The organism is Hymenobacter sp. (assembly GCF_031398885.1).
GTDB lineage: Bacteria > Bacteroidota > Bacteroidia > Cytophagales > Hymenobacteraceae > Hymenobacter.
The window spans coordinates 14,942-38,447 of sequence record NZ_JANNOD010000025.1; the positions used below are offsets into that span (position 1 = coordinate 14,942).

Below are 23,506 nucleotides of genomic sequence, written 5' to 3' on the forward strand. Positions count from 1 at the left end.
GGCAAAAATTTGTGGCGAAGTGGGACTGCGTTATTTCTCCCCGCTGATAACCAGCGCCCCCGAGTCAATCAGGATGTCTCCTTGCGGATACTTGTGCCGCACGGCCTGGTACACTTCGGCTTTGATTTCGGCCTGCGTTGCTTCGTCTGCTTTGCTCAAGCCGGCCACCACCGGGGCGGCTATTTCGGTCATCATGTCCCAGTACACGTCGACGGTTTGGCAGTTCAACTGCCCGCTGACTTCCTGTTGGGCAACGTTTTTGAAGCCGGCCTGCGAGAACAGGTCGGCCATGAGGCCCTCTTTCGCGCAGCGAAACATGCCGGGCGCCCCGGACGGCGGCGGCGATAATTCCAGCTTGCGGTTGATGGCGCCCATGATGGCCGTCACCCAAAAGTTTTTCTCCGGCCCACCCCACACCGCCGCGGCGACTTTTCCGCCGGGCTTGAGCACGCGGTATATTTCCGCGGCGGCCATCGTCATGTCGGGAAAGAACATGAAGCCGAACCGGCAACTGATGGCGTCGAAGTAATTATCGGCAAACGGCAGCTCCGACACGTCGCAGGCCCGCGTCTCGATGTTCGTGATGCCCCGGCGCGCGGCATTTTCCCGGGCGATGACCAGCATGTCGTCGGCCAGGTCCGTGATAACGACTCGTCCGCCGCGCAGGCGGGCGGCAATGGTGAGGCCCGGCTCGCCGGTGCCGGCGGCCACGTCCAGCACCACCTCCCCGTTTCGGGGGTTGAGATGGTCAACGATGGCATCGCCCATGGGCTGCAAAAAGTTCATGGTCAGGCCGTCCCATTTCTTCCAGCCGGCGGAAAATTTATTCCAGGACTCCTTTTGCTGCTCGCGAATTTGTTCGAGTTGTGCTTCCATAGTTGAGGCTGTTGCGGTGGCGTGACGAGAAAATCCTGCTAATATAATAATATAAATTACTATATTTTTAATTCGGGAGTGGTCAAGTTGCCTGCGCTAGCGAGGCAATGCTCCCCTGGTCAGGCCGGCATCAGGGCGGCGGCGTTACTTTCGCGGCATGCGCTTCCCGCTTTCCGCTTGCCTGCTCCTGGCCACCGCTTGCCTGCTCCTGGCCACCGCTTGCGTGCCCCTGGGCACGCCCATCACCGACCCCAACGCCGCCGGCCGCGCCCCCGGCCAGCAGAAACCGCCCGAGTACTACGCCGACAAAACCCTGCGCTACCAGGACTACACCTACGCGCCCGAGGTGCGCAGCGTGCAGTGCTACGTGGCCTCGGGCCAGCCCAACGAGGTATTTCAGCCGCCGGTGGTGCCGCTGGGCCAGAGCCCGGCCATTACGCTGGAGTTCGACGTGCTCGGTGAGCAGAGCCAGCGCTACACCGCCCGGCTGGTGCACTGCAATGCGGACTGGCAGCCCTCGGTGCTCACCGACCTGCAGTTTCTCAATGAGATAAACGAGTTTTTGGTCACCGACTACCGGGTGGGCGTGGGCGGCAAAACGCCCTACTTCCACTACCGCCTGCGGGCGCCGGGCGTAAAGCTGAGCGGCAACTTCCTGCTGGTGGTGCAAAGCCCGGGCGGCGTGCCCGTGGTCTCGCGCCGCATTTTGGTGTATGAAAACCGCGTGCAGGTGGGCCTCCAGCCGGGGATTGTGGTGGGCGGGCAGGAGCGCTATACCCTGCAGCAGCTCGATTTCGGCATTAGCTACGCCAGCGTGGATTTGGTGAACCCGGCCGTGGAAGTGAAGGTGGTGCTGCGCCAGAACTTCCGCTGGGACAACGCCAGGTACAACCTGCGCCCCACCTTCGTGCGCGACGCCGAGCGCCGGCTCGACTACCAGTACTTCGGCTTCGAAAACGCCTTTCCGGGCCTGAGCGAATACCGGTTTTTCGACACCCGCTCGGTGCAGGCCGCCGGCATTGGGGTCTTGCGCGTGGACCCGCGCCCCAACCCGGTGACGGCCACGCTACAGCCCGAAGTCAGCCGCGCCAAGCAGGCCTACAACCAGTACCAGGACGCCAACGGCCAGCGCGTGTTCGAGAGCCGCGAGTACGGCAACGGCGACGTGAATGCCGACTATGCCGACGTGACCTTTCAGTTGAAAGCCGACCAGCCCGCGCCCGGCCCGGTGTACGTGCTCGGGGCCCTCACCGACTGGCAGCTCAAGGACGAGTTTCGGCTGGCCTACGACGAGACCACCCAGCTTTACACCGGCCACGCCCTGCTCAAGCAAGGCTACTACAACTACGACTTTGCCGTGGCTGGCGGGCCCGGCCAGGCGCCCAACGAAGTATACTTCGAGGGCACTCACCAGGAAACCGAGAACCAGTACGACCTACTGGTGTACTACCGCCCGCCGGGCACCCGCGCCGACCTGCTCATCGGCTACCAGGCCGTGAACATGAACGGCCGGCAATGAGCCCGTTGCCAAAGCATCACCGCGCTGCCCTGCCCGTGCCCATCCGTTGGCGGGCGCATAGCCGCCCCGGGCAGGGGCTCCGCCCGAAACAGCCAAGAATAACTGGCATTATGTTGGTTACCCCCCCGCCGGACACGCCGCGCAACCCTGTTTCGCGGCGTGCGTTTGCAAGCTCAACCGCCGCATCGCACGCGGTACATCCTCACTTCTTTCGTCATGAATTTCTCCTTTTTGCGCACGGGCGCCGCGCTGCTCCTGCCGCTGAGCTTAATCAGCGCCATTCCCACCAGCCCAAACCAGGGCGCCAAGCCTGACCCGCAGGTGCTGGCCCAGTTCGGCCTGTACGAGAACCCCACCCTGCAGCGCCTTATCGTTGACAAAGGCAAGAAGATGACCAGCGTGTCGGACCGCCCCGGCGACTATGGTTTCACCATCGTCGACTCGCCCATCATCAACGCCTTTGCCACGCCCGACGGCCACGTGTACTTCACGCGCGGCATCATGGCCCACTTCAACAGCGAGGCCCAGTTTGCCGGCGTGCTCGGCCACGAGCTGGGCCACATCACGGCCCGCCACGGCCAGAGCCAGCAGCGCCGCTCCACCGTGGCGGGCATCGGCCTGCTGCTGGGCTCGATAGTGGCCCCCAAGCTCACGCAGTCAATTGGCGGCATCGCGCAGCAGGGCCTGGGCGTGCTGTTTCTGAAGTACGGCCGCGACGACGAGCGCGAATCCGACCAGTTGGGCGTGAAATACTCGACTAAGATTGGCTACGACGCCAGCCAGATGGCCGACTTTTTTCAAACTTTGCAGCGCAGCGAGCAGCAGAGTGGCGGCTCCAGCACGCCCACCTTCCTCTCTTCCCACCCCAACTCGGCCGACCGCTACCAGACCGTGAAGGGCCTAGCCGCCCAGGCCAAGCAGAACGCCGGCGGCCGCCAGCTCACCGTAGGCCGCGACTCCTACCTGCGCCTGATTGATGGCCTGCCCTACGGCGAGGACCCGCGCCAGGGCTTCGTAGAGGGCGGCGTATTTTACCACCCCGACCTGAAGTTCCGCCTGCCCATTCCGTCGGGCTGGAAATCGCAGAACTCGCCTACCCAATTCCAGATGGCCGAGCCCAACGGCAAAGCCATTGTGGTGCTCCTGCCCGCCGGCGGCAGCTCCCTAGACGCTGCCGCGCAAGCCCTCGCCAAAGGCATCGGCCTGCAGTCGGCCAACGCCCAGCGGACCACCGTCAACGGCTTCCCGGCCGTGGTGATGCAGGGCGACCAGGCGGCCCAGCAGGGCCAAGCCGGCGCCCGCGTACTGGCCCATGTCATCCAGGATGGCAGCAGCTACTACGGCATCGTGGGTCTGACTTCGGCCGAGGCTTTCGCCAGCTATTCCAGCACCTTCAGCGGCGTGGCCCAGGGCTTCGCCCGCCTCACCGACGCCGGCAAGCTCAGCCGCCAGTCGGAAAAAATCCGCATCCGAACCGCCACCGGCACCCAAACGCTGACCCAGGCCCTCGCCGCTGCCGGCGTGCCCGCCAGTCGCCACGAGGAGCTGGCCATCCTCAACGGCATGCAGCGCACCGACCGACTGAGCAAGGGCACGCTGTACAAGGTGGTGGGGCGGTAACCCAATTCGGCAGGTACCTTTAAAACAAACTCCCACCAGCTTACTCCTACCAGCTTATGGAAACCCAGGCCATTGAGATTATCGAAACCGAGGTTGTTTTAGAGAAGGCCATGTCGCTCAATCACTCCCGCCTCACGAGCCGGCTCGTGGCCTTGCTGTTGCCCTACGAAGACAAGTATGACATCCTGCCTGAGCTGGAGTTTGAGCTGGAAACCGGCCGGCTAAAGCCCGATATTGCGTTGCTTCCGCAGTTGAGTTACAACTGGGAGAAAGACATCATCCGCTACCCGCATCCACCTGTTACGGCCATCGAAATCCTGTCGCCCACCCAGTCCCTCGACAGCCTGATAACCAAAATCAGGGAAGGCTACCTGCCAGGCGGAGTTCAGTCGGCATGGCTCGTGCTGCCTGGCATTCGCACGATTAATCTCTACCTGCCCAATCAGCCCGTCATTCCGTTCAACCAGGGCACTCTGCGCGACCCGACCACCGGCATAGAGCTGCAGTTAGAAACGGTTTTTCGCTAAGGCCGGACAATTGCGCATCAATCAAAAAGGCCCGCGATTGCGGGCCTTTTTACATTCGTAAAGTCCGAAGAATCCGCGCGAATCCGTGGCTTACACGTTAAACCGGAAGTGCATGATGTCGCCGTCCTGCACCACGTAGTCCTTGCCTTCCACGGCCATCTTGCCGGCTTCCTTGATTTTCACTTCGGTCTTGTACTCCTGGTAATCCGGCAGCTTGATGACCTCGGCGCGGATGAAGCCCTTCTCGAAATCGGAGTGGATGACGCCAGCGGCGGCGGGCGCTTTGTCGCCGCGGTGAATGGTCCAGGCGCGCACTTCCTGCACGCCGGCGGTGAAGTAGGTAATCAAGTTCAGCAGCTCGTAGCTGGCGCGGATGAGCTTGTTCAGGCCCGACTCGGTGAGGCCGTACTCGCCCAGGAACAACTCCTTTTCCTCGGGGTCTTCCATGTCGGCAATCTGCGCCTCGATGGCGGCCGACACCAGCACCACTTGGGCGCCTTCGGCTTTCACGTGCTCGCGCAGGGCGGCCACGTGGTGGTTGCCGTCGCTGGCAATGCTGGCCTCGTCCACGTTGGCCACGTAAATCACGGGCTTGATGGTGAGCAGTTGCAGGTCGGCCACTGCCTCCAGCTCGTCGGGAGTGGCGGCCAGGGCGCGGGCGTTCTGGCCGGCTTCCAGGGCGTCTTTGAAGCGCTGGAGCACGGCCACTTCTTTCTTGGCCCCGGCGTCGCCGCCCTTGGCGCTGCGCTCCGACTTCACCAGCTTCTTGTCGACGCTCTCCAAATCTTTGATTTGCAGCTCGGTGTCGATGACGTCTTTGTCGAATACGGGGTCGACGCCGCCGGCCACGTGTACGATGTTGGGGTCGTCGAAGCAGCGCACCACGTGGATGATGGCGTCGACCTCACGGATGTTAGCCAGAAATTTATTGCCCAGGCCCTCGCCCTTGCTGGCGCCTTTCACGAGGCCGGCAATGTCGACAAACTCGATGATGGTGGGCAGCACGCGCTTGGGGTTGACGAGGGTTTCCAGAATCTGAAGCCGCTCGTCGGGCACGGTGATGACGCCCACGTTGGGCTCGATGGTGCAGAACGGGTAGTTGGCCGATTCGGCCTTGGCGTTCGAAAGCGCGTTAAAAAGGGTGGATTTACCGACATTCGGCAAGCCGACGATACCGCAGCGGAGGCCCATTGCTTCGAATTAAGAATGAAGAATTAAAAATGAGGAATTGCGGGCAATTCGGCCGCAAAGGTACGGCAGTGGTGCGCAGCCTTTGCTGCGCGTTGTGCGCGCGGTGAATAGGCAAACCCACAAAACCTACGGCCGGGGCACTCGCGGTGCTTGTACGCGCAGCAAAGGCTGCGAGCCACAACAAAACGGCGCGAACGGACTTTCATCCGCTCGCGCCGTTAAAATTTGGCCGAAAAATTAACCGCTAACCGCTAGTAGTTGTCCTCGCTTTTGTTAGGGTCGAAGCCGGGGCGCTCCACTTCCGGCCGGGGCCGGTCGCGGTCGTCGTACTCGCGGGGGCGGTCGAGCTCAGCCACTTCCTCGGGGGTCAGCAGCTCCTCGCGCACGTACTCCACCGCGTCCTGCAGGGCATCCACGAACTTGAGGAAATCTTCCTTGTAGAGGAAAATTTTGTGTTTTTCGTAACTCACCGAATCGTCGCCGTTCTGGCGGCGCTTGCTCTCGGTGATGGTCAGGTAGTAGTCCTGGCCGCGGGTAGCTTTTACGTCGAAGAAATACGTGCGCTTGCCGGCTTTAATGCGTTGGGAATAAATTTCTTCCTGGTCGTGACGTTCGTCCACGGGAATGGGGCGGGGGTATGAGTGGGAAATAGATTTAGAATGAGTGATTAATGGGCCGAAACTACGAAAGCCGTGCCAAACATAACCACCGGGGGCAGGCGCACTGCCGGCCGGGGGGCCGCGTTGAACGTCCCGCGTGCCGTTCTTTATACTCCCAACCTTTCCCTAATACCCGCCCCGTTCCATGCCCCTCGACCTCGCCGCCGTCCGCTCCTTCGAAAACCTGGAATTTCTGGCCCGCCAGCTGGTTGACGGTTTTATCACCGGGCTGCACCAGTCGCCGTACCACGGGTTTTCGGTGGAGTTCTCGGAGCACCGGCTCTACAACCCCGGCGAGAGCACCCGGCACATCGACTGGAAGGTGTTTGCCCGCACCGACAAGCTTTTCGTGAAGCGCTACGAGGAGGAAACCAACCTGCGCGCCCACCTGCTGCTCGACGTGAGCCCGAGCATGTACTACCCCGCGCCGGGCCACGACAAGCTCAAATTCAGCATCCTGGCCGCCGCCGCCCTCACCACCCTGCTCACCCGGCAGCGCGACGCCGTGGGCCTGGTCACCTTCGCCGACGCCGTGGAGCTGCAGACGCCGGTGCGCTCCACCAGCACCCACCGCCACACCCTGCTGCTGGCCCTGCAACAGCTGCTGGAGCGCCCGCCCGCGCCCAAATCGGGCCGGGGCACCGACGTGGCCGGCGCCATTCACGCCATTGCCCAGCAGATTCCCAAACGCTCGCTCGTCATCCTGTTCAGCGACATGCTGGGCCGCGGCCCAGCCGAGCAAAACGCGGCCCTGGCCGCCTTGAAGCACCTCAAGCACCAGCACCACGAGGTGCTGCTGTTTCACGTGCTCGACCGCGTCACCGAGGCCAACTTTGAGTTTGCCGAGCGGCCCTACATTTTCGAAGACGTGGAAACCGGCCTCGAAATCAAGCTCCAGCCCTCCCAAATCAAGGACCAGTACCGGGCAGCCATGACGGCCTACGAGCAGGAGCTGGCCCTGCGCTGCGGGCAGTTGCGCATCGATTTCGTGCCCGTGGACGTGCGCGAGCCGTTCGAAAAAGTGCTGTACGCGTACCTGGTGAAGCGCGGCAAGGTGCGCTAGCGGGCCGGTTCCGGCGACGCGCGGCCGTAAGTTTGCGCTCTACCTGTTCCGCCCGCCGTGCGCCCCCTTCACCTTGTCCTGATTCTTGCGGTTGCCGCATTGGTTTTCGCGCCCATCACCGGCTACATCGCGGCCAGCCACGGCCGCTCGTTCCGGCGGTGGTTCGCCCTGGGCCTCGTGCTGCCGTTCGTGTCGGTGTTCGTGGCGCTCTTCGTGGCCATGCGGGCCCAGCTGGCCGAAGAGAAGGCAGCGCGAGGGCCCAAGCCACCATCCGAAACCTGATTCCCGGGGAGGAATTCCGGCAGCGGCCGCGCCGAAGGTGCCCATTTTTGGCGCAATGACCGCGGGCTCGTCCGTACCTTTGCGGCTCGCTTGCCATTGTTCTTGTCGCCGTGATTGAAGCGCTTGTTGTCATTCTGACCCCGCTGTTTTTTATGCCGCTCATGACGGCATTTATGGCCTACAGCCACGGCCGCTCGTTCTGGCGCTGGTTTGGCGTGGGGTGTGGCCTGCCCTACGTGTCGTTGTTCATCATCATGTTCGTGGTGCACCGCGACAAGAAAAAGCTGGCCGCGCTGGCGTTGGCCTAAGCGCCGCGGGGCGCCGCCTTGGTTCTTGCTCTCACCCATTTGCTTCTTATGTCCGCTTACTCCGTTCTCCTCGTGTTGCATTCCTGGTCCCGCTGGCTCGTGGTCGTGTTTGGCGTTTTCGCCCTCTACCGGGCCTACGTGGGCTGGACGGGCCGCCGCCCCTTCGCCGGGGCCGACAACGGCTTGGGCGCCAGTTTCGTGGGCTCGATGCACCTGCAGGTGCTGCTGGGCCTGGGCCTGTACTTCGGCCTGAGCCCCTGGGGCCTGAAAGCCATGCAAACCGCCGGCGCCATGAAGAACCCCGAAGCCCGGTTCTTCGGCCTGGAGCACGTCGTCGTGATGCTGCTCGCCGCCGTGCTGGCCCAGGTCGGCCGCAGCCTGTCCAAGAAAGCCGCCGGCGACGCCCTCAAGCACAAAAGGGCCCTGACCTTCTTCGGCATTGCCCTGCTGCTGGTGCTGCTCATGATTCCCTGGGGCATCTGGAATCCTTACCGGCCGGTATTTCGTTTTTAATTTTTCGGGTTTGCGTATTAAGTTTGAAGCGCGACGCACAACCAGCACCCCGCAGCTAGCTATTTTGCCCGGTCGTTCCCTAGTTGTTTTTCCCTTGTCCACCGCGCCGAAACGCTCCTATTCCGTCGAGGACTTCTCCGACTTGATAAGCGCCCGCCTCCGGCAGCTAGAAGGCCGGCAGGAAGCCCGCCAACGCTACGGCAGCCTGCTGGCCGTGCTACGCCAGCAGGTGGACTCCTATCGCCAGCGTAAAACGAACAGTAAATAGCTGTCTTACCGCACAAGAAAAAGCCTTCCCCTACGCAGCGGGAAGGCTTTTTTTTATGCGGCGAAACCCGACTATAAGTTCGTTCCGCCCGACGCCTCCACGCGCTGGCCATTGACCCAACCCAGCGGGCCGCGTCGGAACATGGGAAAGCCACGCGGGCGTTGGCCGGGGCGTTGCCGCGGACGCGACGCCCGCAAAATCGGTTTCGGTGGCCCCGGCGAAACAGGGCTTTGCGGGTACGATGGCAACTTGCCCGCGCGGCCCAAGCTCGGCTGATTCTCCCCTGGCGGCTCCTTAGGGCGGGCGCGGCCCGGCGTCCATGGGGCATGTTATCATATGTCGGCACCCGCATTGCTTTTTCGGCCCTGCTTCCGATATTGCTACGCCGGGCATTTTCCGGCTTTATCCCCTGACATTTAGCGCCTATGTCCTTCGACTACTCCACGCACCTGACGGCGACGGTGGCCGTCAACGCCCTTGAGAACGCCCCGGGCGGCGGTCCGCCCGCCCAGCACGCCTGCCTCGACTGCGGCGCGGCCCTCACCGACCGGTTTTGCGCCCACTGCGGGCAGCCGGCCGACACCCACCGCATCACGCTGAAGCACCTGCTGCTGCACGACCTGCCGCATTCCGTGTGGCACGTCGACAAGGGAATCGCGTACACGTTTTACCAGATGCTCACGCGCCCCGGCCTCACCATTCGGGGGTATTTGGCCGGGCAGCGCACCCGGCAATTCCGCCCGGTGAGCTACCTGCTGCTGCTGACGGGTCTCTCGGCCCTGGTCATGTCGGCCTTTCAGGTCGACCTGCACCGGGCCATGCTGATATCTCAGCCCGCCACGGCGGGTGGGCCCCCGGCGGCGCTCATGTCGGTGGTGATGGAGCGCTACCTGTCCATCGCCATGAAACACCCTTACCTGATGCAGTTGGTGCTCATGCCGCTCAACGCCCTGGTGGCGTGGCGGCTGCTGCGGCGGGCGGGCTACAACTACGCCGAGGTGCTGCTGGCCAATGCCTTCATCGGGGGCACCCTCACGGTTCTCAATCTGACCCTGATGCTGCCCGGGCTGCTGGCGGGCAACCAGACGTTCCTCAAGGTGACCTCGCAGCTAATTTTTATACCCACGATATTTTACTCCCTCTGGGTGAATGCGCAACTGCTGCTGGCCGCCCCCGCGCTTACCGCGGCGCGACGCTACGGCCGGGCCCTGGGCATTTCCCTGCTGCAAATCGGGGTGCTGCTGCTGGCTGCGGTGGTGTGCATCGCCGTGCTTACGGTGCAGGTGCTGAACGAGCGGCCGGATTTGCGGCCGAAAGCTGTTCCGAAGAAGCCGCAGGCGGCCGCCACGCGCTAGCCTATGGATTTGTTCAGCATCTATGACGGCACGGCGTGGTTGAAGCTGAACCGGCCCGACCAAACAGTGCCGAACCCAGCCGCGGTGGGTGAAACCGGCGAGGAAATGCACCGCTTTGGAACGCTTGGTATGGACGAAGGAAGCAGTACGTGATGTGCAGGAAAATCCATATTGGGTGCTTGCTAAACTGCTTTAATTAGGGGCACTCGTGCAAGAGTTACGACCGCAGCACCGAAACCCTGCCCTCCAGCTTCCGGTAAGGCAGGGTTTCGCCTGTAACGCCCGCCTCCCAGACCGGGAGCGCAGGATTTGACCCCTCGGCAAGCCGCCCCAAACAGTGGGCACAGGGTTTCAGACGGAAGCAGGCGACCTAAAGGGTGGGGATGAGGGCTGCGAGGCCCCGCCCCGCGCCCCGCGCCTGGGGCACCCCGCGGCTGGCGCGGGCGGCGGCCCAACCCCAAGAATGCGTTAGCAAAACCGCCTGAGGCGCAGTTATTTTCGCTACCTTCCCGGCTCATCATCCACCGCTTCTCACCACTTTATGTTCCTGTCCTACCTCCGCAACCCGTTTCTGAACAAAAACCTGGCCCGCACGGACTTCCGCGACCTCATGGCCGACCACCTGCGGCTGATGGCCGGGCAGAACGGCACCGGCCAGTACACGGCCATGATGGCCGCCCTGCAGCCCCACCACGACGCCTACGCCGCCTTCTTGGGCACCCAGGACGCGAACGTGGGCCAGCGCCTGGGCAATACCGACGCCGTGGAACAGCTCCTGGCCGAGTTCAAGCGCTGGGCCCGCACCGAGCTGCTCGTGGACGTGGCCTACGTGTTCGGGCGCCAGAAACCCAACCCCGAAGCCCTCACCGCCTTCCTGCCCAAAGGCCGCAGCGAGTACAGCGGGGCCACGCTCCTCACCCTGCCCGTGCTATTGGAGCGCGTGGCCACCCTCACCACCACCCACAAGGCCGAATTAGGCCAGGAGCTGCTTGACCGCGCCGCGCAACTCAAGCGCGACTACGCCACCGCCCGCAACGCCCAGGGCGCGAGCAAAGGCGAGGTGCAGGGCGGCAGCGGGGCCGAAAAAGCCCTGCGCAAAGCCGCCGCCCGCCAGCTAAAGCTCAACCTGCTCGACCAGGTGAAGCTGCACCTCGACGAGCCCGACGCGGTGCGGGCCCTCTACAGCCCCCAAATTTTTACCCAGCCGACCAAGGAGGCCCTGCCTGCCGCCTAGCGGCTGCGGTTCCCGTTTCACCTCACCACCAACCTGATTACCTACTTATATGGGATTTTTTTCTGCCATTCTTGGCAATGCCGGCGTTGCGCAACCCAACGAGCTAAACGCCGAATACGAAGTTCTGCTGGCCGAAGGCGAGGCCATTGAAATTGGCTTTAAGCTGGTGCGCGATGTCTTTATTTTCACCAACAAACGCCTGATTCTGGTCGACAAGCAGGGATTGACCGGCAAAAAGGTCGAATACCTTTCGGTGATGTACAAAAGTATTTCCCGCTTCGCCATCGAAACCGCCGGCCACCTGGACCTCGACGCCGAACTGAAAATCTGGGTTTCGAGCGAAGCCCTACCCAGCGTGACGCGCAAATTCAACAAGCAGGTCAACATTTACGACCTCCAGAAAGTACTGGCAACGCACGTGCTGGGATAGGCGCTGCTTTCGGCTGCCCAGTACCTAGCCAAAGGGCCTGCCGCTGATGAAGCGGCAGGCCCTTTGGCTATAAATTTTTAATCAAGTCTTCCAACTCGCGCTGACTAATGTTGGCTGTATCTGCCTTGTCGTAGATGTAAAGCAAGCTCACCAGTTGGGTAGCTTCATCGGTCACGAACACCGTTTCCAAGTGGGTGATGATGCGAGCTCCACCGCTTTTGCCCCGGCCTTTGCTGCGAATGGCCAGCCGGATTTTGTACGCATTCTGCCCCAGTGGCGTACCGGAATCCGGTTTGGCCAGCAATTGAAGTTCCAATGATGCCAAGTCCGCTTTCAACGATGGGTATTTCTTGAGTAGCTTTTTGGCGGCCAGCAGAAAACTCGGCGTGGTAACAACGCTAACTGGCATCGTCCAGAAACGCCCGCAGCGATGGAAGCGGCTGGCCAGCGCGCCGCGCCGCCTGCACCTCGCGGAAACCATTGCTGATACCCTGCATGGTTTGCAGCTTCTCCCGCAGTTGCTGCTGCTGGCGTTGCAGCTTTTCCCAGTCCGAGTAAGGGACTACAACCGCCGTGCGCTCGCCGGCTTCGTTGGTCAAGTATTGCACGGTTGTTTTCATAAGACTTCAAATTTAAACCGGAGAAATAGCTGGTTCGGCTGGTTCCCGGGTGGCCTACTGCCCCAACACGATGGCAAACACCAGCGGCGCCACAATCGTGGCGTCGCTCTCGATGATGAACTTCGGGGTTTTCTCACCCAGCTTGCCCCAGGTGATTTTCTCGTTGGGCACGGCGCCGGAGTAGCTGCCGTAGCTGGTGGTGGAGTCCGAAATCTGGCAGAAGTAGCCCCAGAGCGGCACCTCATGGCGCTGCAGGTCCTGGTGCAGCATGGGCACCACGCAGATGGGGAAGTCGCCGGCAATGCCCCCGCCAATCTGGAAAAAGCCCACCTTGCTGGCCTCGGTGGCGGTTTTGGTATACCAGTCGGCCAGGTACATCATGTACTGAATGCCCGTGCGCATGGTGTGCACGTTCTTGACATCGCCCGTGATGACGTGGCCGGCGTAGATGTTGCCGAGCGTGGAATCTTCCCAGCCCGGGCAGATGATGGGCAGGTTTTTCTCGGCCGCGGCCAGCATCCAGGAATTTTTGGGGTCAATCTGGTAGTACTGCTCCAGCTCGCCGCTCAGCAGAATCTGGTAGAAGAACTCGTGGGGAAAATACGCCTCACCGGCCTGGTCGGCCTTTTCCCAGAACTTGAGCACGGTGTGCTCCAGACGGCGCATGGCCTCGTGCTCGGGGATGCAGGTGTCGGTCACGCGGTTCATGTGCCGGTCGAGCAGGGCCTGCTCATCGGCGGGCGTGAGGTCGCGGTAGTTGGGCACCCGCTCGTAGAAGTCATGGGCCACGAGGTTAAAGATGTCCTCTTCCAGGTTGGCGCCGGTGCAGCTGATGATGTGCACTTTGTCCTGGCGGATAAGCTCGGCCAGTTGGATGCCCATTTCGGCGGTGCTCATGGCCCCGGCCAGCGTTATCATCATCTTGCCGCCGTCGGCCAGGTGCTGGTTGTAGCCGTCGGCCGCATCGATGAGGGCCGCGGCGTTGAAGTGGCGAAAGTGGTGGCGCAGGAAGTTGGTTACTTGCATTTTTTTAGCTGCTAGCTAATAGCAGTTGGCTGTTAGCTTTTTATCGGAATGAGTTCAATAGGGCTTGGTTACGCAAGAGAGAAAGCTAACAGCCAACCGCTATTAGCTAACAGCTTGCTAAGAAGGCGACTCAATCATCAGGTTGTGATTGGTGTAGATGCAGATGTCGGCCGCGATGTGCAGGGCGTCTTCCACCATTTGGCGGGCCGAGAGGTGCGGGGCGTGCTTCTTGAGGGCCAGGGCGGCGGCCTGGGCGTACATGGCGCCGCTGCCAATGGCGGCCACGTCGGAGTCGGGCTCCAGCACGTCGCCGGTGCCGCTGAGGATGAGCAGCTCGTCGCGGTCGGCCACCACCATCATGGCTTCGAGCTTGCGCAGGTACTGGTCCTTGCGCCACTCCTTGGCCAGCTCGATGGCGGCGCGCTTGAGGTTGCCGCCGTAGCTGGTCAGCTTCTCGTCGAACTTATCGAGCAGCGTGAAGGCATCGGCCGTGGAGCCGGCAAAACCCGTCACGACTTTCCCATCCTGGAGCTTACGGATTTTGCGGACGTTGCTTTTGGCCACGTGTTTGTCCATGGTGGCCTGGCCGTCGGCGCCGAGGGCAATTTCGCCGTTGTGGCGGATGCCGAGGACCGTAGTAGAACGAATTTTTGCTTGCATAAGAAGTCGAAATTACAACGCGCCCTCCCACCACCGGCCCCGCTCCGCAAAAGTGGCCGGATAAACAAGGCGGGACTCGCGGCCGAATGCTGGCCTCGATACGGCGGAACGCCTGGTGAACTAGTCTGTTACGGCACGGACTAAGCTTTGGGCACCCCGGGCCCACCAGGCGCCGGCTTTTTGGTGAAACGGCGAATAAGCCAGTCAAACAACCGGACCCAACTGCTCCGCTGCCGCTCAAGCAGCAGCCCGGCCGCGCCCGCCAGCAGGGTTACGCCCAAGATTACCCAGCCCAGTTGTTGCAGGTTGTTGAGCTGCTGGCCGAACAGCACCCGCCACAGCACGAGAAGCGGGAAATGCAACACGTAGAGCGGAAACGACGCGTCGGCGACAAGGCGCAACGGCTTGGCCCACCTGCGGGGACCCGAAACCGTCCCGGCGGGCAAACCCCAGATTGCCCCCGCGAACAACGCGCCCACCACCCAATCGGTCACGAACTGGCCGGAAAAAAACAAGGGTCGGGTGCCCACCGCCGCGGGCAGCGCGGGCAGCGCGGCAGCTGCCATCCCGCCCAAAGCCAATAACAGCCCCACCAGGAGCCACCCGTGCGCGGCGCTCATTGCCGGTGCGGGCCGGCGGTGGGCCCCCACCCCAAATAGCCAAACGGGCAGCAGCAGCAAAATTTTGGGGCCGGCAACCACGGCCGCGAGGACCAGCCAAAGCCAGCCCCAGCGGGTGAGCCGCCGATACGTCCAGATGCCAAAAAGCGCGTAGTACCAGAATTCGTAACTCAGCGACCACAGGGGCGAATTCAGGGGCGGCGCCGCGGAAAGTGGCCCCACCTCGTTGCCGAAAAACAGGCTTAGCAAGTACCGGGCGCCGGAATATTCCCGCACGTAGCGCGCCGCCACGGCCGCATCGGCGGTGCCAATGAGCCATTCGACCAGCGCCGTGACCACCAGGGCCGGCACCAGCCCCGAATACAGGCGGCTGAGCCGGGCCAGGGCGTATTGCCGGGGCCCGCGGTTGTTGCGGGCCGTAGTGGCGGCAATGACGTAGCCCGAAATCACGAAGAAAAGCACCACGGCCGCGTGCGCCGCTTTGCCCAGCGCAGCGTGCAGGGCCGGGTAGGCGGTGGTCCATTGGCTGCTGGCGTGGAAAACCACCACCACCAGCGCCGCCACGATGCGCAGCGCGTCGAGCGCCGCGCTGGTGGTGGGACCAAAAGCTGGCTTGGGCGGACTAACCATGGGGTTCATGTTGCTTACCGGAGCAATTCCTTCGGCAAAAAAAAACCAGCCGGCGGCGGCTGGTTTTTTGGTGTGCTGGAGGCCGACTCAAATCAGCATCCGCATGGGGTCTTCCAGCAGGCCTTTCAGCGTTTGGAGGAAGGCCGCGCCGGTGGCGCCGTCCACCACGCGGTGGTCGCAGCTCAGGGTCACCTTCATCAGGTTGCCCACCGCCAACTGGCCGTCTTTCACGATGGCCGTTTGCTTGATGCCGCCCACGGCCAAAATGCAGGAATCAGGCGTGTTGATGATGGCGGTGAACTCGTCGATGCCGAACATGCCCAGATTGGAGATGGTGAAGGTGCTGCCCTCCCACTCGGCGGGTTGCAGCTTCTTGGTTTTGGCGCGGCCGGCCAGCTCCTTCACTTCCGTCGCGATTTGCGAGAGGCCCTTTTGGTCGGCATTGCGAATCACCGGCACGAGCAGGCCCTCGTCCACGGCCACGGCCACACCGATGTGGATGACGTGGTTCTGGCGGATTTTGTCGCCCAGCCACGAGGAGTTCACCGCCGGGTGCTGGCGCAGGGCCACGGCCGCCGCCTTCAGCACCAGGTCGTTGAAGCTCAGCTTAATTGGCGACAGCTCGTTCAGTTTGACGCGGGCCTCAATGGCCTTGTCCATGTTAATTTCCATCGTGAGATAGAAATGCGGCGCCGTGAACAGGCTTTCCGACAAGCGCCGGGCAATCACCTTGCGCATCTGCGACACGGGCACGTCGGTGTAGGTACCCGACGCGGGCGCGGCGGGCGCCACCACTGCCGCCGGGGGCTGGGCCGCGGGCGCCGGCTCAGGTGTTGCCGCCGGCTCCGGCTGGGGCGCCGCGGCCAGGGCCGCGGGGGCAGCCGGAGTTGCAAGGGCCGGCGCCGGCGCCGCGCTTGGCTGGAAGTTCTCCACGTCGCGTTGCACAATGCGGCCGTTGTCGCCGCTGCCCACCACCTGGGCCAGATTGATGCCTTTTTCTTTGGCAATGCTCTTGGCCAGCGGCGAAGCCAGAATGCGACCACCCGGCACGGCGGGCACTTCAGCAGCGGACTGGGCCGGGGCGGCTGGGGCGGCAGCCGGGGCAGGCGCTTCGGCAGCTGCGGCGGGAGCCGCCGCCTCGACAGACGCAGGAATTTCTGCCGGAACGACATCAGCCGCCGGCGCGGCCCCGCCGCTCTGCCCACCCAGCAGGGCCTGAATGTCGGCACCTTCTTCGCCGATGATGGCCAGAATGCCATCGACGGCCACGGCCTCGCCGGCTTTGGGGCCGGTATAGAGCAGAGTGCCGTCTTCGTAGTTCTCCAGTTCCATGGTGGCCTTGTCGGTTTCAACCTCGGCCAGAATGTCCCCGGACTTCACCTGGTCGCCCACGTTTTTCAGCCAAGCGGCAATGGTGCCTTCGGTCATCGTGTCGCTCATTTTGGGCATGCGCACTACGGTGGCCTTCTTACCGTTGACAGCCGCGGCCGGGGCCGTGGCTGCCGGAGCAGCAGGCGCGGGCGCAACGGGCACGGACGCCGCAGCCGGCGCCGCAGGAGCTTCTTTCGGAGCCTCGGCTTTGGGCGCCTCAGCTTTTGGGGGTTCCGGCGCGGGCGCAGCGGCCGGTGCGGCGGCCGCGCCGCCCTGGGCCCCGGAAAGCAGGGCCGCGAAGTCCTCCCCTTCCTTGCCCACGATGGCCAGAATACCGTCGACGGCCACCGACTCGGTTTCCTTCGGCCCGATGTAGAGCAGGGTGCCGTCCTCGTAGTTTTCCAGCTCCATGGTGGCCTTGTCGGTTTCGACTTCGGCCAGAATATCCCCGGATTTAACTTTATCGCCTACTTTTTTGAGCCAGGCCGCGATGGTCCCTTCGGTCATCGTGTCGCTCATTTTGGGCATTTTTATGATTTCGGCCATCGGATTTGTCGCGCTTGGATTGAGGAGGCCAAAATTAGCCTGAAAAGTTAGTCGGTCGAATAATATCAGCGGATAAGCAAATAATCTCCGATGAGAATTGGCGCGGTTGTCGGAAATTATTTGCGCACCCGCCAAACTGCCTCAGCCCGCGGCCTGCAGGTGTGTTACGTCCAAAAAGTTCTTTACGGTGAACACCGTGCCCGTAAACTCCAGCTTGTAGAGGCAGAGGTTGCTGTGCTCGAAGCCCTCCATGTAGCGGAGCGGGTAGTTGAGCAACTGGCAGAGCAGCACCCGCATGGCGCGGCCGTGCATGCAAACGAGCACCGTTTCTTCCTCGGGCCGGGCCTTGAGCAGCTCGATGAACGGGCGCTGGCGGGCGGCCACTTCTTCCGGGCTTTCGCCGCCGGTGAGGCGGGCGTTGGTGCGGCCGGCGGCCCAGCCGGCCAGCACGTGGCGGTACTCCTCGTCTTCTTCCAGGGTGATGCGGGTGCCCTCGCGCACGCCCCAGCTGATTTCGTTGAGGCCGGCGTGGGCTTCGTGCGGCCGGCCCAGGTCCAAAAACCGCTGCACCGATTCCTGGGTGCGGCGCAGGGCCGAGGTGTACACCTTGGCGAACGGCACGTGGCCGTAAGCGGCAAAAAACTGCGCGGCCTGGCGGCGGCCGGTGTCGTTGAGGCTTGAGTCGACGCCGCTGCCCTGCACGATGCCCTGCACGTTGAAATCGGTCTGGCCGTGGCGCAGAAGGAAAATGGTCCGGGGCCTCACTTTTGGCGGTAGTTTTGCGGGTCGATGCGTCAACAATCCTTCAAAGTACGAGGTTTGCTTTTTAGCGGTTAACGGTTAGTGATGAATGATTAGAGATTTGCAAAAAACACGCTGGCGTTAAATTCCGCATTTTCGCCACTAACCACTAACCGCTAATCACTATTACATCAGGATGACCCTGGAAGCAATAAAGCGCTGGACGGCCTCGCGGCCCACCCTGGCCGATGCCCTCGGCATCGAAATCACCGCCGTGACGGCCGACTACCTCGAAGGCCGCATGCCCGTCGACGGCCGCACCCACCAGCCCATGGGCCTGCTGCACGGCGGCGCCTCGGTGGCTTTGGCCGAAACCCTGGGCAGCCTCGCCGCCGCCCTGCGCGTGGACCCCGCCAAGCACGCCTGCGTGGGCCTGGAAATCAACGCCAACCACCTCAGAGGCGTGCGCGACGGCTGGGTAGTGGGCCGCGCCACCCCGGTGCACGTGGGCCGCAGCACCCAGGTGTGGGAAATCCGCATCAGCCACGAAGAGACCGGCGCGTTGGTGTGCATCAGCCGCATCACCATGGCGGTGATTGACTTGCCGGCCACCGGCACGAGCCCGGCCTAATGCAGACCGGCGAGCTACGGCACTTGCGCTGGCCCGCCGCGGCCGCCGGCCTCCCGGCGGCGGGCCGCCTGCGCCACTTGGTGGCCGGGGCCCTGCGCACCGGCCGGCCGCTGGCGGTGTGGCGCGAGCCCGGCGCCGACCACCCGCGCCTGCTGGTGGCCCGCTCCCTGGAAGCCGCTTACACCGGCCTGCCCCCGGCGCTCGATGCGCAGGCCCCCGCCGGCTTTGCCTTTTTTCCCTTCCGCGACTCCGACCACACCCCGGCCTTGTTCCTGCCCCCCGACGTGGTGTTCGACACCGGGCAGCCCGAAACCGTGGCCGTGGCCGCCCCGGCCCGCGACCTGGTGCCGGCCCTGACGGCCTGGCTGGCCGCCGCGCCCGTAGAGGAATTGGGCTGGCACCACAGCCCGCAACCGGCGCCGCACGCCGCCACCCGGACCGAGTACACCGCGCTGGTGGACGCGGGCGTGGCCGCCATTGAGGCCGCGGCCGTGGTGAAAGTGGTGACCTCGCGCGCCGCCCGCCGCGCGCTGCCCGCCGGCTTCGACCCGCTCGCGGCCCTGGCCGAGCTGAGCGAGAAGTACCCGCGTGCGTTCGTGTCGCTGGTGAGCGTGCCGGGCGTGGGCACCTGGCTGGGCGCGACGCCCGAAATTCTGGCCGAAGTGACGGCCGACGGCATCTTCCGCACCATGGCGCTGGCCGCCACCCAGCCCCTGACCGCCGCCGTCACGCCCCGCACGGCCATCTGGCGCCAGAAGGAAATCGAAGAGCAGGCCCTGGTGGCGCGCTACGTCGTGAACTGCTTCAAGCAGCTGCGGCTGCGCGAATACCACGAAACCGGCCCCCGCACCGTCATTGCCGGCCAGCTGCTGCACCTGCGCACCGACTTTGAGGTAAACCTCCGGCAAGTACCGTTTCCCAACCTGGGCACCGACATGCTGCGCCTGCTGCACCCCACCTCGGCCGTGGGTGGCATGCCCAAAGCCGCGGCTCTGCAGTTCATTCAAGCCCACGAGGGCTACGACCGCGCCTACTACAGCGGCTTCCTGGGCCCGGTGAACGTGGCCGCCCCCGGCGTGGCCCGCCTCTACGTGAACCTGCGCTGCCTGCAGCTGCGCCCCACCGAAGCCATTCTCTACGCCGGCACCGGCCTCACCGTGGACTCCGACCCGGCCCGGGAATGGCAAGAAACCGAATTGAAATTGCAAACCGTAGCCGCGGTGTTGAATTAAAAATTATGAATTAAAAATTAAAAATGAACCCCCGGTTTCGGCCCATAAATCACCCCGCTCATTACCAATGAATTTATTTTTAATTTTTAATTCATAATTTTTAATTGCTCCCATGCAGGCCGTCTACAACATCGCCGAAATCTGCGCCCGGCACGGCATTACCGACGTGGTGCTTTCGCCGGGCTCGCGCTCGGCGCCGCTCACGCTGGCCTTCGCCCGCCACCCCGATTTGACGGTGCGCGTGGTGCCCGACGAGCGGGCGGCCGCCTTCATTGCCCTGGGCATGGCGCAGGCCCAGCGGCGGGCGGTGGCGCTGGTGTGCACCTCCGGCACGGCCGGCCTGAACTACGCCCCGGCCGTGGCCGAGGCCTTTTTTCAGCAAATTCCGCTGGTAATTTTCACTGCCGACCGCCCACCGGAATGGATAGACCAGCTCGATGGCCAAACCATCCGCCAGCGCAACCTGTACGGCGCCCACGCCAAGGGCGCCTTCGAGTTTCCGGTCGATACTGCGCACACCGATGCGAAATGGCATTCGGCGCGCCTCGTGAACGAGGCCATTAATCTGGCGCAGGCCGCGCCCGCCGGGCCGGTGCAGGTAAACGTGCCGCTGCGGGAGCCGTTTTATCCGAAGACTGGGGAGGTGATTGAGTACGAGCAGGATGTAAAGATTATCCGGGACAGTGGAGCACAGGATTCAACAAACACATTCGGTATAGAACTGGTAACGGAACGACCCGATTGGACTGACCTGTTTACCAGAATTTTAATCGTTGTAGCACAAAAAGAACAGTCTAAAGAGTTGGACGATGCTCTTAGCTACTTCGCGCAACAAAGTGGTGCTATCATTGTAGCTGATGTCATTAGCAACGTCAACGATAAGAAGTCCACTGTTTCTTTACAGGACATATTTTTGACAAGTCCTAATTCACAGTACGCAGAAAAACTGCAACCAAGCTTACTGATTACAGTTGGAAAGTCTCTCATTTCAAAAGCACTCAAGCAATACTTACGGAAGCATCCTTCTCAGCAGCATTGGCACATCCAGCCACACAGTGCACCTGTAGCAGATGTATTTCGTTCGCTAACAGAGGTATTTCGAGTAAACACTACATACTTTTTTCAGGAATTCGCCCGTGAATTTTCGCAGGATACCCGACTGCAAGCCCAAAAATTTGGCAAGAGCTGGCGCGATGCAAACCGTCGGGCAGAGCTAGTATTAAATGACTTTTTTGCTGAACGCTTACAAACACCATTCAGCGAATTTTCGGCCTTTCGCCTCACCCTCAACGCTCTCCACAACAACACCGCCCTGCACCTGGCCAATAGCATGGCCGTGCGCTACGCCAACATCCTGGGCATCCCGCGGGGCCGGCAAATCGAAGTCTTCGCCAACCGCGGCACCAGCGGCATCGACGGCTGCACCAGCACGGCCGTGGGTGCGGCCCTGGCGCAGCCCGAGCGGCCCGTGGTGCTGCTCACGGGGGACGTGGCGTTTTTCTACGACCGCAACGCGTTTTGGCACAACTACCCCACGCCCAACCTGCGGGTGGTGCTCTTCAACAACCACGGCGGCGGCATCTTCCGGCTGCTTGACGGGCCGCGGCAGCAGCCCGAGCTGGAGGAGTTTTTTGAGACGCGCCAGGCCCTCACGGCCGAGAACACGGCCCGGGATTTCGGCCTGCGCTACTTCCCTGTTTCGTCGTTTGCCGAACTTGAAACCGCGCTGCCGGTTTTCTTTGCAGCCGAAACCGGCGGCGCCATTCTCGAAATCTTCACCGACAGCAAGACCAACGCCGCCTTTTTTGAGCAATATCGTAATGCCGTGAAAGCGGCTTTTGCCTGAACATTTAACACCACCCGAACGGTCATGCCGAGCGCAGCCGAGGCATCTCGCCCGCTCCGTCTTCACGATTGAGTCACTACCCCGCGCGAGATGCTTCGGCTGCGCTCAGCATGACGTTCTTTTACTCTACTTAACTCTATGTCCGAGCCCATCACCTGGAGCCCCATCAAGGAATTTAAAGAAATTCTTTTCTCCCAGTACGGCGGCATCGCCAAAATCAGCATCAACCGGCCGCAGGTGCACAACGCCTTCACGCCGCTCACGGTGCAGGAGATGATTGAGGCCATGAACATCTGCCGCGACCGCACCGACCTGGGCGTCATCATCCTCACCGGGGAGGGGGGCCGGGCCTTCTGCTCGGGCGGCGACCAGAGCGTGCGCGGCCACGGCGGCTACGTGGGCGACGACGCCGTGCCCCGCCTCAACGTGCTCGACCTGCAGCGCATCATCCGCACCATCCCCAAGCCCGTGATTGCCATGGTGGCGGGCTGGGCCATCGGGGGCGGCCACGTGCTGCACGTGGTGTGCGACCTCACCGTGGCGGCCGAGAACGCCCGCTTCGGCCAGACCGGCCCCAAGGTGGGCTCGTTCGACGGCGGCTTCGGAGCCTCCTACCTGGCCCGCATCGTAGGCCAGAAGAAAGCCCGCGAAATCTGGTACCTCTGCGACCAGTACGACGCCCAGGAAGCCTTCGACATGGGCCTGGTAAACAAAGTGGTGCCCCTCGACCAGCTGGAGGAAACCACCGTGGCCTGGTGCCACAAAATCCTGCAAAAAAGCCCGCTTGCGCTGCGCATGCTCAAATCCAGCTTCAACGCCGAGCTCGACGGACAAGCCGGCATTCAGGAGCTGGCCGGCAACGCCACGCTGCTCTACTACCTGAGTGACGAGGCCAAAGAAGGCCGCAACGCCTACCTGGAAAAGCGCCAGCCGGACTTCTCGAAGTTTCCGAAATTTCCGTAAGTGGCCGCAAGTTGCCCGCCCCCAGGGCCCGCCGCACTTCCTCCGCGAAGCGCGGCGGGCTTGTTTGGTTGGCGTGGCCCGGGCGCGGATTTGCTACCCCCGCCGCGCCGTCCCCGAAGCAGCGGGAAGGCATGTTTATCCCCGCGCCGCTTCCCGTTTTCCGAAAGTGGACGCCCGAAAGTCAGTTGCGGTAATCCAACCGCTGGTGGCCATTGTAAGAAACTCCCTCAAAATAACAAAACCTTACAGGGTTTCAAAATAATGACAAACGCCAATATCACATTGGCTGAAACAGAAAAAGATGATTTAGACGCATTTTTTCAATTTCAGCTTGACGAAGAAGCGAATTATTTAGCAGTCTTCACATCCAAAGACTCAAACGATAAAACCGCTTACGTTGAGAAGTATACAAAATTTTTGATTGACCCGACAATAAATATGCGGACAATAAAAGTAAATGATATAATTGCGAGTAGTGTTGCCAAGTTTGTAATTAAAAATGACGCTGAAATCACTTATTGGATAGACAAAAAGTTTTGGGGACAGGGAATAGCCACAACTGCACTTAAAGACTTTTTAAAAACCGAACAAATCAGACCAATTTATGGACGTGTTGCATTTGATAATCATGGCTCACAAAAAGTTTTAGAGAAATGCGGTTTTGTAAAAACTGGAAAGGGAAAAAGGTTTGCTAATGCTCGACAAACAGAAATTGGAGAACATATTTACAAAATTTCGGACTGATAATAGAATAACAGCAAACTCCCAACATGGG

Annotated in this window: 27 protein-coding genes; 17 read left to right on the forward strand and 10 right to left on the reverse strand. The window is 62.1% G+C overall.

Annotated elements, in window-relative coordinates; all coding sequences use genetic code 11:
- Nucleotides 1–30: 30 nt before the first annotated feature.
- A complete protein-coding gene (locus RMO51_RS03725; protein ID WP_310392117.1) occupies nucleotides 31–876 on the reverse strand; it encodes a class I SAM-dependent methyltransferase in 846 nt (281 codons plus the stop codon).
- 157 nt (nucleotides 877–1,033) lie between these two features.
- Between RMO51_RS03725 and RMO51_RS03730 the strand changes: the two genes are divergently transcribed.
- From RMO51_RS03730 to RMO51_RS03740, 3 genes are all read left to right on the forward strand, one after another.
- Complete coding sequence (locus RMO51_RS03730; protein ID WP_310392119.1) at nucleotides 1,034–2,395, forward strand: DUF5103 domain-containing protein; 1,362 nt, start codon at nucleotides 1,034–1,036, stop codon at nucleotides 2,393–2,395.
- Nucleotides 2,396–2,611: 216 nt separating this feature from the next.
- Nucleotides 2,612–4,015: a M48 family metalloprotease gene (locus tag RMO51_RS03735; protein WP_310392121.1), complete on the forward strand. Its 1,404-nt coding sequence runs from the start codon at nucleotides 2,612–2,614 to the stop codon at nucleotides 4,013–4,015.
- A gap of 56 nt (nucleotides 4,016–4,071) precedes the next feature.
- The gene (locus RMO51_RS03740) at nucleotides 4,072–4,542 is read left to right on the forward strand and encodes a Uma2 family endonuclease (RefSeq protein ID WP_310392123.1); all 471 of its coding nucleotides are present in this window, start codon (nucleotides 4,072–4,074) and stop codon (nucleotides 4,540–4,542) included.
- 90 nt (nucleotides 4,543–4,632) lie between these two features.
- On the opposite strand, the gene ychF is transcribed toward RMO51_RS03740, so the two are convergent.
- Together ychF and RMO51_RS03750 are read right to left on the reverse strand one after the other, a co-directional pair.
- Nucleotides 4,633–5,733: a redox-regulated ATPase YchF gene (gene ychF / locus RMO51_RS03745; RefSeq protein ID WP_310392125.1), complete on the reverse strand. Its 1,101-nt coding sequence runs from the start codon at nucleotides 5,731–5,733 to the stop codon at nucleotides 4,633–4,635.
- A 251-nt stretch (nucleotides 5,734–5,984) separates the two neighbouring features.
- On the reverse strand, nucleotides 5,985–6,353 hold the full coding sequence (locus tag RMO51_RS03750; protein ID WP_310392126.1) for a DUF3276 family protein: 369 nt from the start codon (nucleotides 6,351–6,353) through the stop codon (nucleotides 5,985–5,987).
- Between the two features lie 184 nt (nucleotides 6,354–6,537).
- Between RMO51_RS03750 and RMO51_RS03755 the strand changes: the two genes are divergently transcribed.
- From RMO51_RS03755 to RMO51_RS03795, 9 genes are all read left to right on the forward strand, one after another.
- Nucleotides 6,538–7,455 (forward strand): DUF58 domain-containing protein, encoded by a 918-nt coding sequence (locus RMO51_RS03755; protein ID WP_310392128.1) that lies wholly within the window; start codon nucleotides 6,538–6,540, stop codon nucleotides 7,453–7,455.
- Between the two features lie 57 nt (nucleotides 7,456–7,512).
- Nucleotides 7,513–7,737: a hypothetical protein gene (locus RMO51_RS03760; RefSeq protein ID WP_310392130.1), complete on the forward strand. Its 225-nt coding sequence runs from the start codon at nucleotides 7,513–7,515 to the stop codon at nucleotides 7,735–7,737.
- A 110-nt stretch (nucleotides 7,738–7,847) separates the two neighbouring features.
- Nucleotides 7,848–8,045 carry a hypothetical protein gene (locus tag RMO51_RS03765; protein ID WP_310392132.1) on the forward strand — a complete coding sequence of 66 codons (198 nt, stop codon included), beginning with the start codon at nucleotides 7,848–7,850 and terminating at the stop codon, nucleotides 8,043–8,045.
- A gap of 48 nt (nucleotides 8,046–8,093) precedes the next feature.
- The gene (locus RMO51_RS03770) at nucleotides 8,094–8,558 is read left to right on the forward strand and encodes a hypothetical protein (protein WP_310392133.1); all 465 of its coding nucleotides are present in this window, start codon (nucleotides 8,094–8,096) and stop codon (nucleotides 8,556–8,558) included.
- Nucleotides 8,559–8,652: 94 nt separating this feature from the next.
- A complete protein-coding gene (locus tag RMO51_RS03775) occupies nucleotides 8,653–8,826 on the forward strand; it encodes a hypothetical protein (RefSeq protein ID WP_310392135.1) in 174 nt (57 codons plus the stop codon).
- 425 nt (nucleotides 8,827–9,251) lie between these two features.
- Nucleotides 9,252–10,181 (forward strand): DUF3667 domain-containing protein, encoded by a 930-nt coding sequence (locus RMO51_RS03780; protein WP_310392137.1) that lies wholly within the window; start codon nucleotides 9,252–9,254, stop codon nucleotides 10,179–10,181.
- A 3-nt stretch (nucleotides 10,182–10,184) separates the two neighbouring features.
- A complete protein-coding gene (locus tag RMO51_RS03785) occupies nucleotides 10,185–10,334 on the forward strand; it encodes a hypothetical protein (RefSeq protein ID WP_310392139.1) in 150 nt (49 codons plus the stop codon).
- A gap of 388 nt (nucleotides 10,335–10,722) precedes the next feature.
- On the forward strand, nucleotides 10,723–11,415 hold the full coding sequence (locus RMO51_RS03790; RefSeq protein ID WP_310392141.1) for a hypothetical protein: 693 nt from the start codon (nucleotides 10,723–10,725) through the stop codon (nucleotides 11,413–11,415).
- Nucleotides 11,416–11,464: 49 nt separating this feature from the next.
- On the forward strand, nucleotides 11,465–11,845 hold the full coding sequence (locus tag RMO51_RS03795) for a PH domain-containing protein (protein WP_310392143.1): 381 nt from the start codon (nucleotides 11,465–11,467) through the stop codon (nucleotides 11,843–11,845).
- Nucleotides 11,846–11,912: 67 nt separating this feature from the next.
- On the opposite strand, the gene RMO51_RS03800 is transcribed toward RMO51_RS03795, so the two are convergent.
- The 7 genes from RMO51_RS03800 to RMO51_RS03830 form a co-directional block, all read right to left on the reverse strand.
- On the reverse strand, nucleotides 11,913–12,254 hold the full coding sequence (locus RMO51_RS03800) for a hypothetical protein (protein ID WP_310392145.1): 342 nt from the start codon (nucleotides 12,252–12,254) through the stop codon (nucleotides 11,913–11,915).
- On the reverse strand, nucleotides 12,244–12,465 hold the full coding sequence (locus RMO51_RS03805) for a type II toxin-antitoxin system prevent-host-death family antitoxin (RefSeq protein WP_310392147.1): 222 nt from the start codon (nucleotides 12,463–12,465) through the stop codon (nucleotides 12,244–12,246). Before RMO51_RS03805 ends, RMO51_RS03800 begins: the two co-directional genes overlap by 11 nt.
- A 54-nt stretch (nucleotides 12,466–12,519) precedes the next feature.
- Entirely contained in the window at nucleotides 12,520–13,491 is a 972-nt protein-coding gene (locus RMO51_RS03810) for a deoxyhypusine synthase family protein (RefSeq protein WP_310392149.1), read from the reverse strand.
- A gap of 117 nt (nucleotides 13,492–13,608) precedes the next feature.
- Nucleotides 13,609–14,151, reverse strand: a complete 543-nt coding sequence (gene hslV, locus RMO51_RS03815) for an ATP-dependent protease subunit HslV (protein WP_310392151.1) — start codon at nucleotides 14,149–14,151, stop codon at nucleotides 13,609–13,611.
- A 140-nt stretch (nucleotides 14,152–14,291) separates the two neighbouring features.
- Nucleotides 14,292–15,410 (reverse strand): acyltransferase, encoded by a 1,119-nt coding sequence (locus RMO51_RS03820; protein WP_310392153.1) that lies wholly within the window; start codon nucleotides 15,408–15,410, stop codon nucleotides 14,292–14,294.
- Nucleotides 15,411–15,488: 78 nt separating this feature from the next.
- On the reverse strand, nucleotides 15,489–17,318 hold the full coding sequence (locus tag RMO51_RS03825; RefSeq protein WP_310392155.1) for a pyruvate dehydrogenase complex dihydrolipoamide acetyltransferase: 1,830 nt from the start codon (nucleotides 17,316–17,318) through the stop codon (nucleotides 15,489–15,491).
- A 141-nt stretch (nucleotides 17,319–17,459) separates the two neighbouring features.
- Nucleotides 17,460–18,083 carry a histidine phosphatase family protein gene (locus tag RMO51_RS03830; protein WP_310392157.1) on the reverse strand — a complete coding sequence of 208 codons (624 nt, stop codon included), beginning with the start codon at nucleotides 18,081–18,083 and terminating at the stop codon, nucleotides 17,460–17,462.
- 172 nt (nucleotides 18,084–18,255) lie between these two features.
- Between RMO51_RS03830 and RMO51_RS03835 the strand changes: the two genes are divergently transcribed.
- The 5 genes from RMO51_RS03835 to RMO51_RS03855 all read left to right on the forward strand — a co-directional run bounded on the left by RMO51_RS03835 (nucleotide 18,256) and on the right by RMO51_RS03855 (nucleotide 23,475).
- Complete coding sequence (locus RMO51_RS03835; RefSeq protein ID WP_310392159.1) at nucleotides 18,256–18,690, forward strand: hotdog fold thioesterase; 435 nt, start codon at nucleotides 18,256–18,258, stop codon at nucleotides 18,688–18,690.
- Nucleotides 18,690–19,922, forward strand: a complete 1,233-nt coding sequence (locus RMO51_RS03840; RefSeq protein ID WP_310392161.1) for a chorismate-binding protein — start codon at nucleotides 18,690–18,692, stop codon at nucleotides 19,920–19,922. The genes RMO51_RS03835 and RMO51_RS03840 overlap by 1 nt, the downstream gene beginning before the upstream one ends.
- A 112-nt stretch (nucleotides 19,923–20,034) precedes the next feature.
- Nucleotides 20,035–21,768 (forward strand): 2-succinyl-5-enolpyruvyl-6-hydroxy-3-cyclohexene-1-carboxylic-acid synthase, encoded by a 1,734-nt coding sequence (menD, locus tag RMO51_RS03845; RefSeq protein WP_310392163.1) that lies wholly within the window; start codon nucleotides 20,035–20,037, stop codon nucleotides 21,766–21,768.
- A gap of 138 nt (nucleotides 21,769–21,906) precedes the next feature.
- Nucleotides 21,907–22,731, forward strand: coding sequence for a 1,4-dihydroxy-2-naphthoyl-CoA synthase (gene menB / locus RMO51_RS03850; RefSeq protein ID WP_310392166.1), 825 nt, complete (start codon nucleotides 21,907–21,909; stop codon nucleotides 22,729–22,731).
- A gap of 261 nt (nucleotides 22,732–22,992) precedes the next feature.
- Nucleotides 22,993–23,475, forward strand: a complete 483-nt coding sequence (locus tag RMO51_RS03855; protein ID WP_310392169.1) for a GNAT family N-acetyltransferase — start codon at nucleotides 22,993–22,995, stop codon at nucleotides 23,473–23,475.
- Nucleotides 23,476–23,506 lie beyond the last annotated feature (31 nt).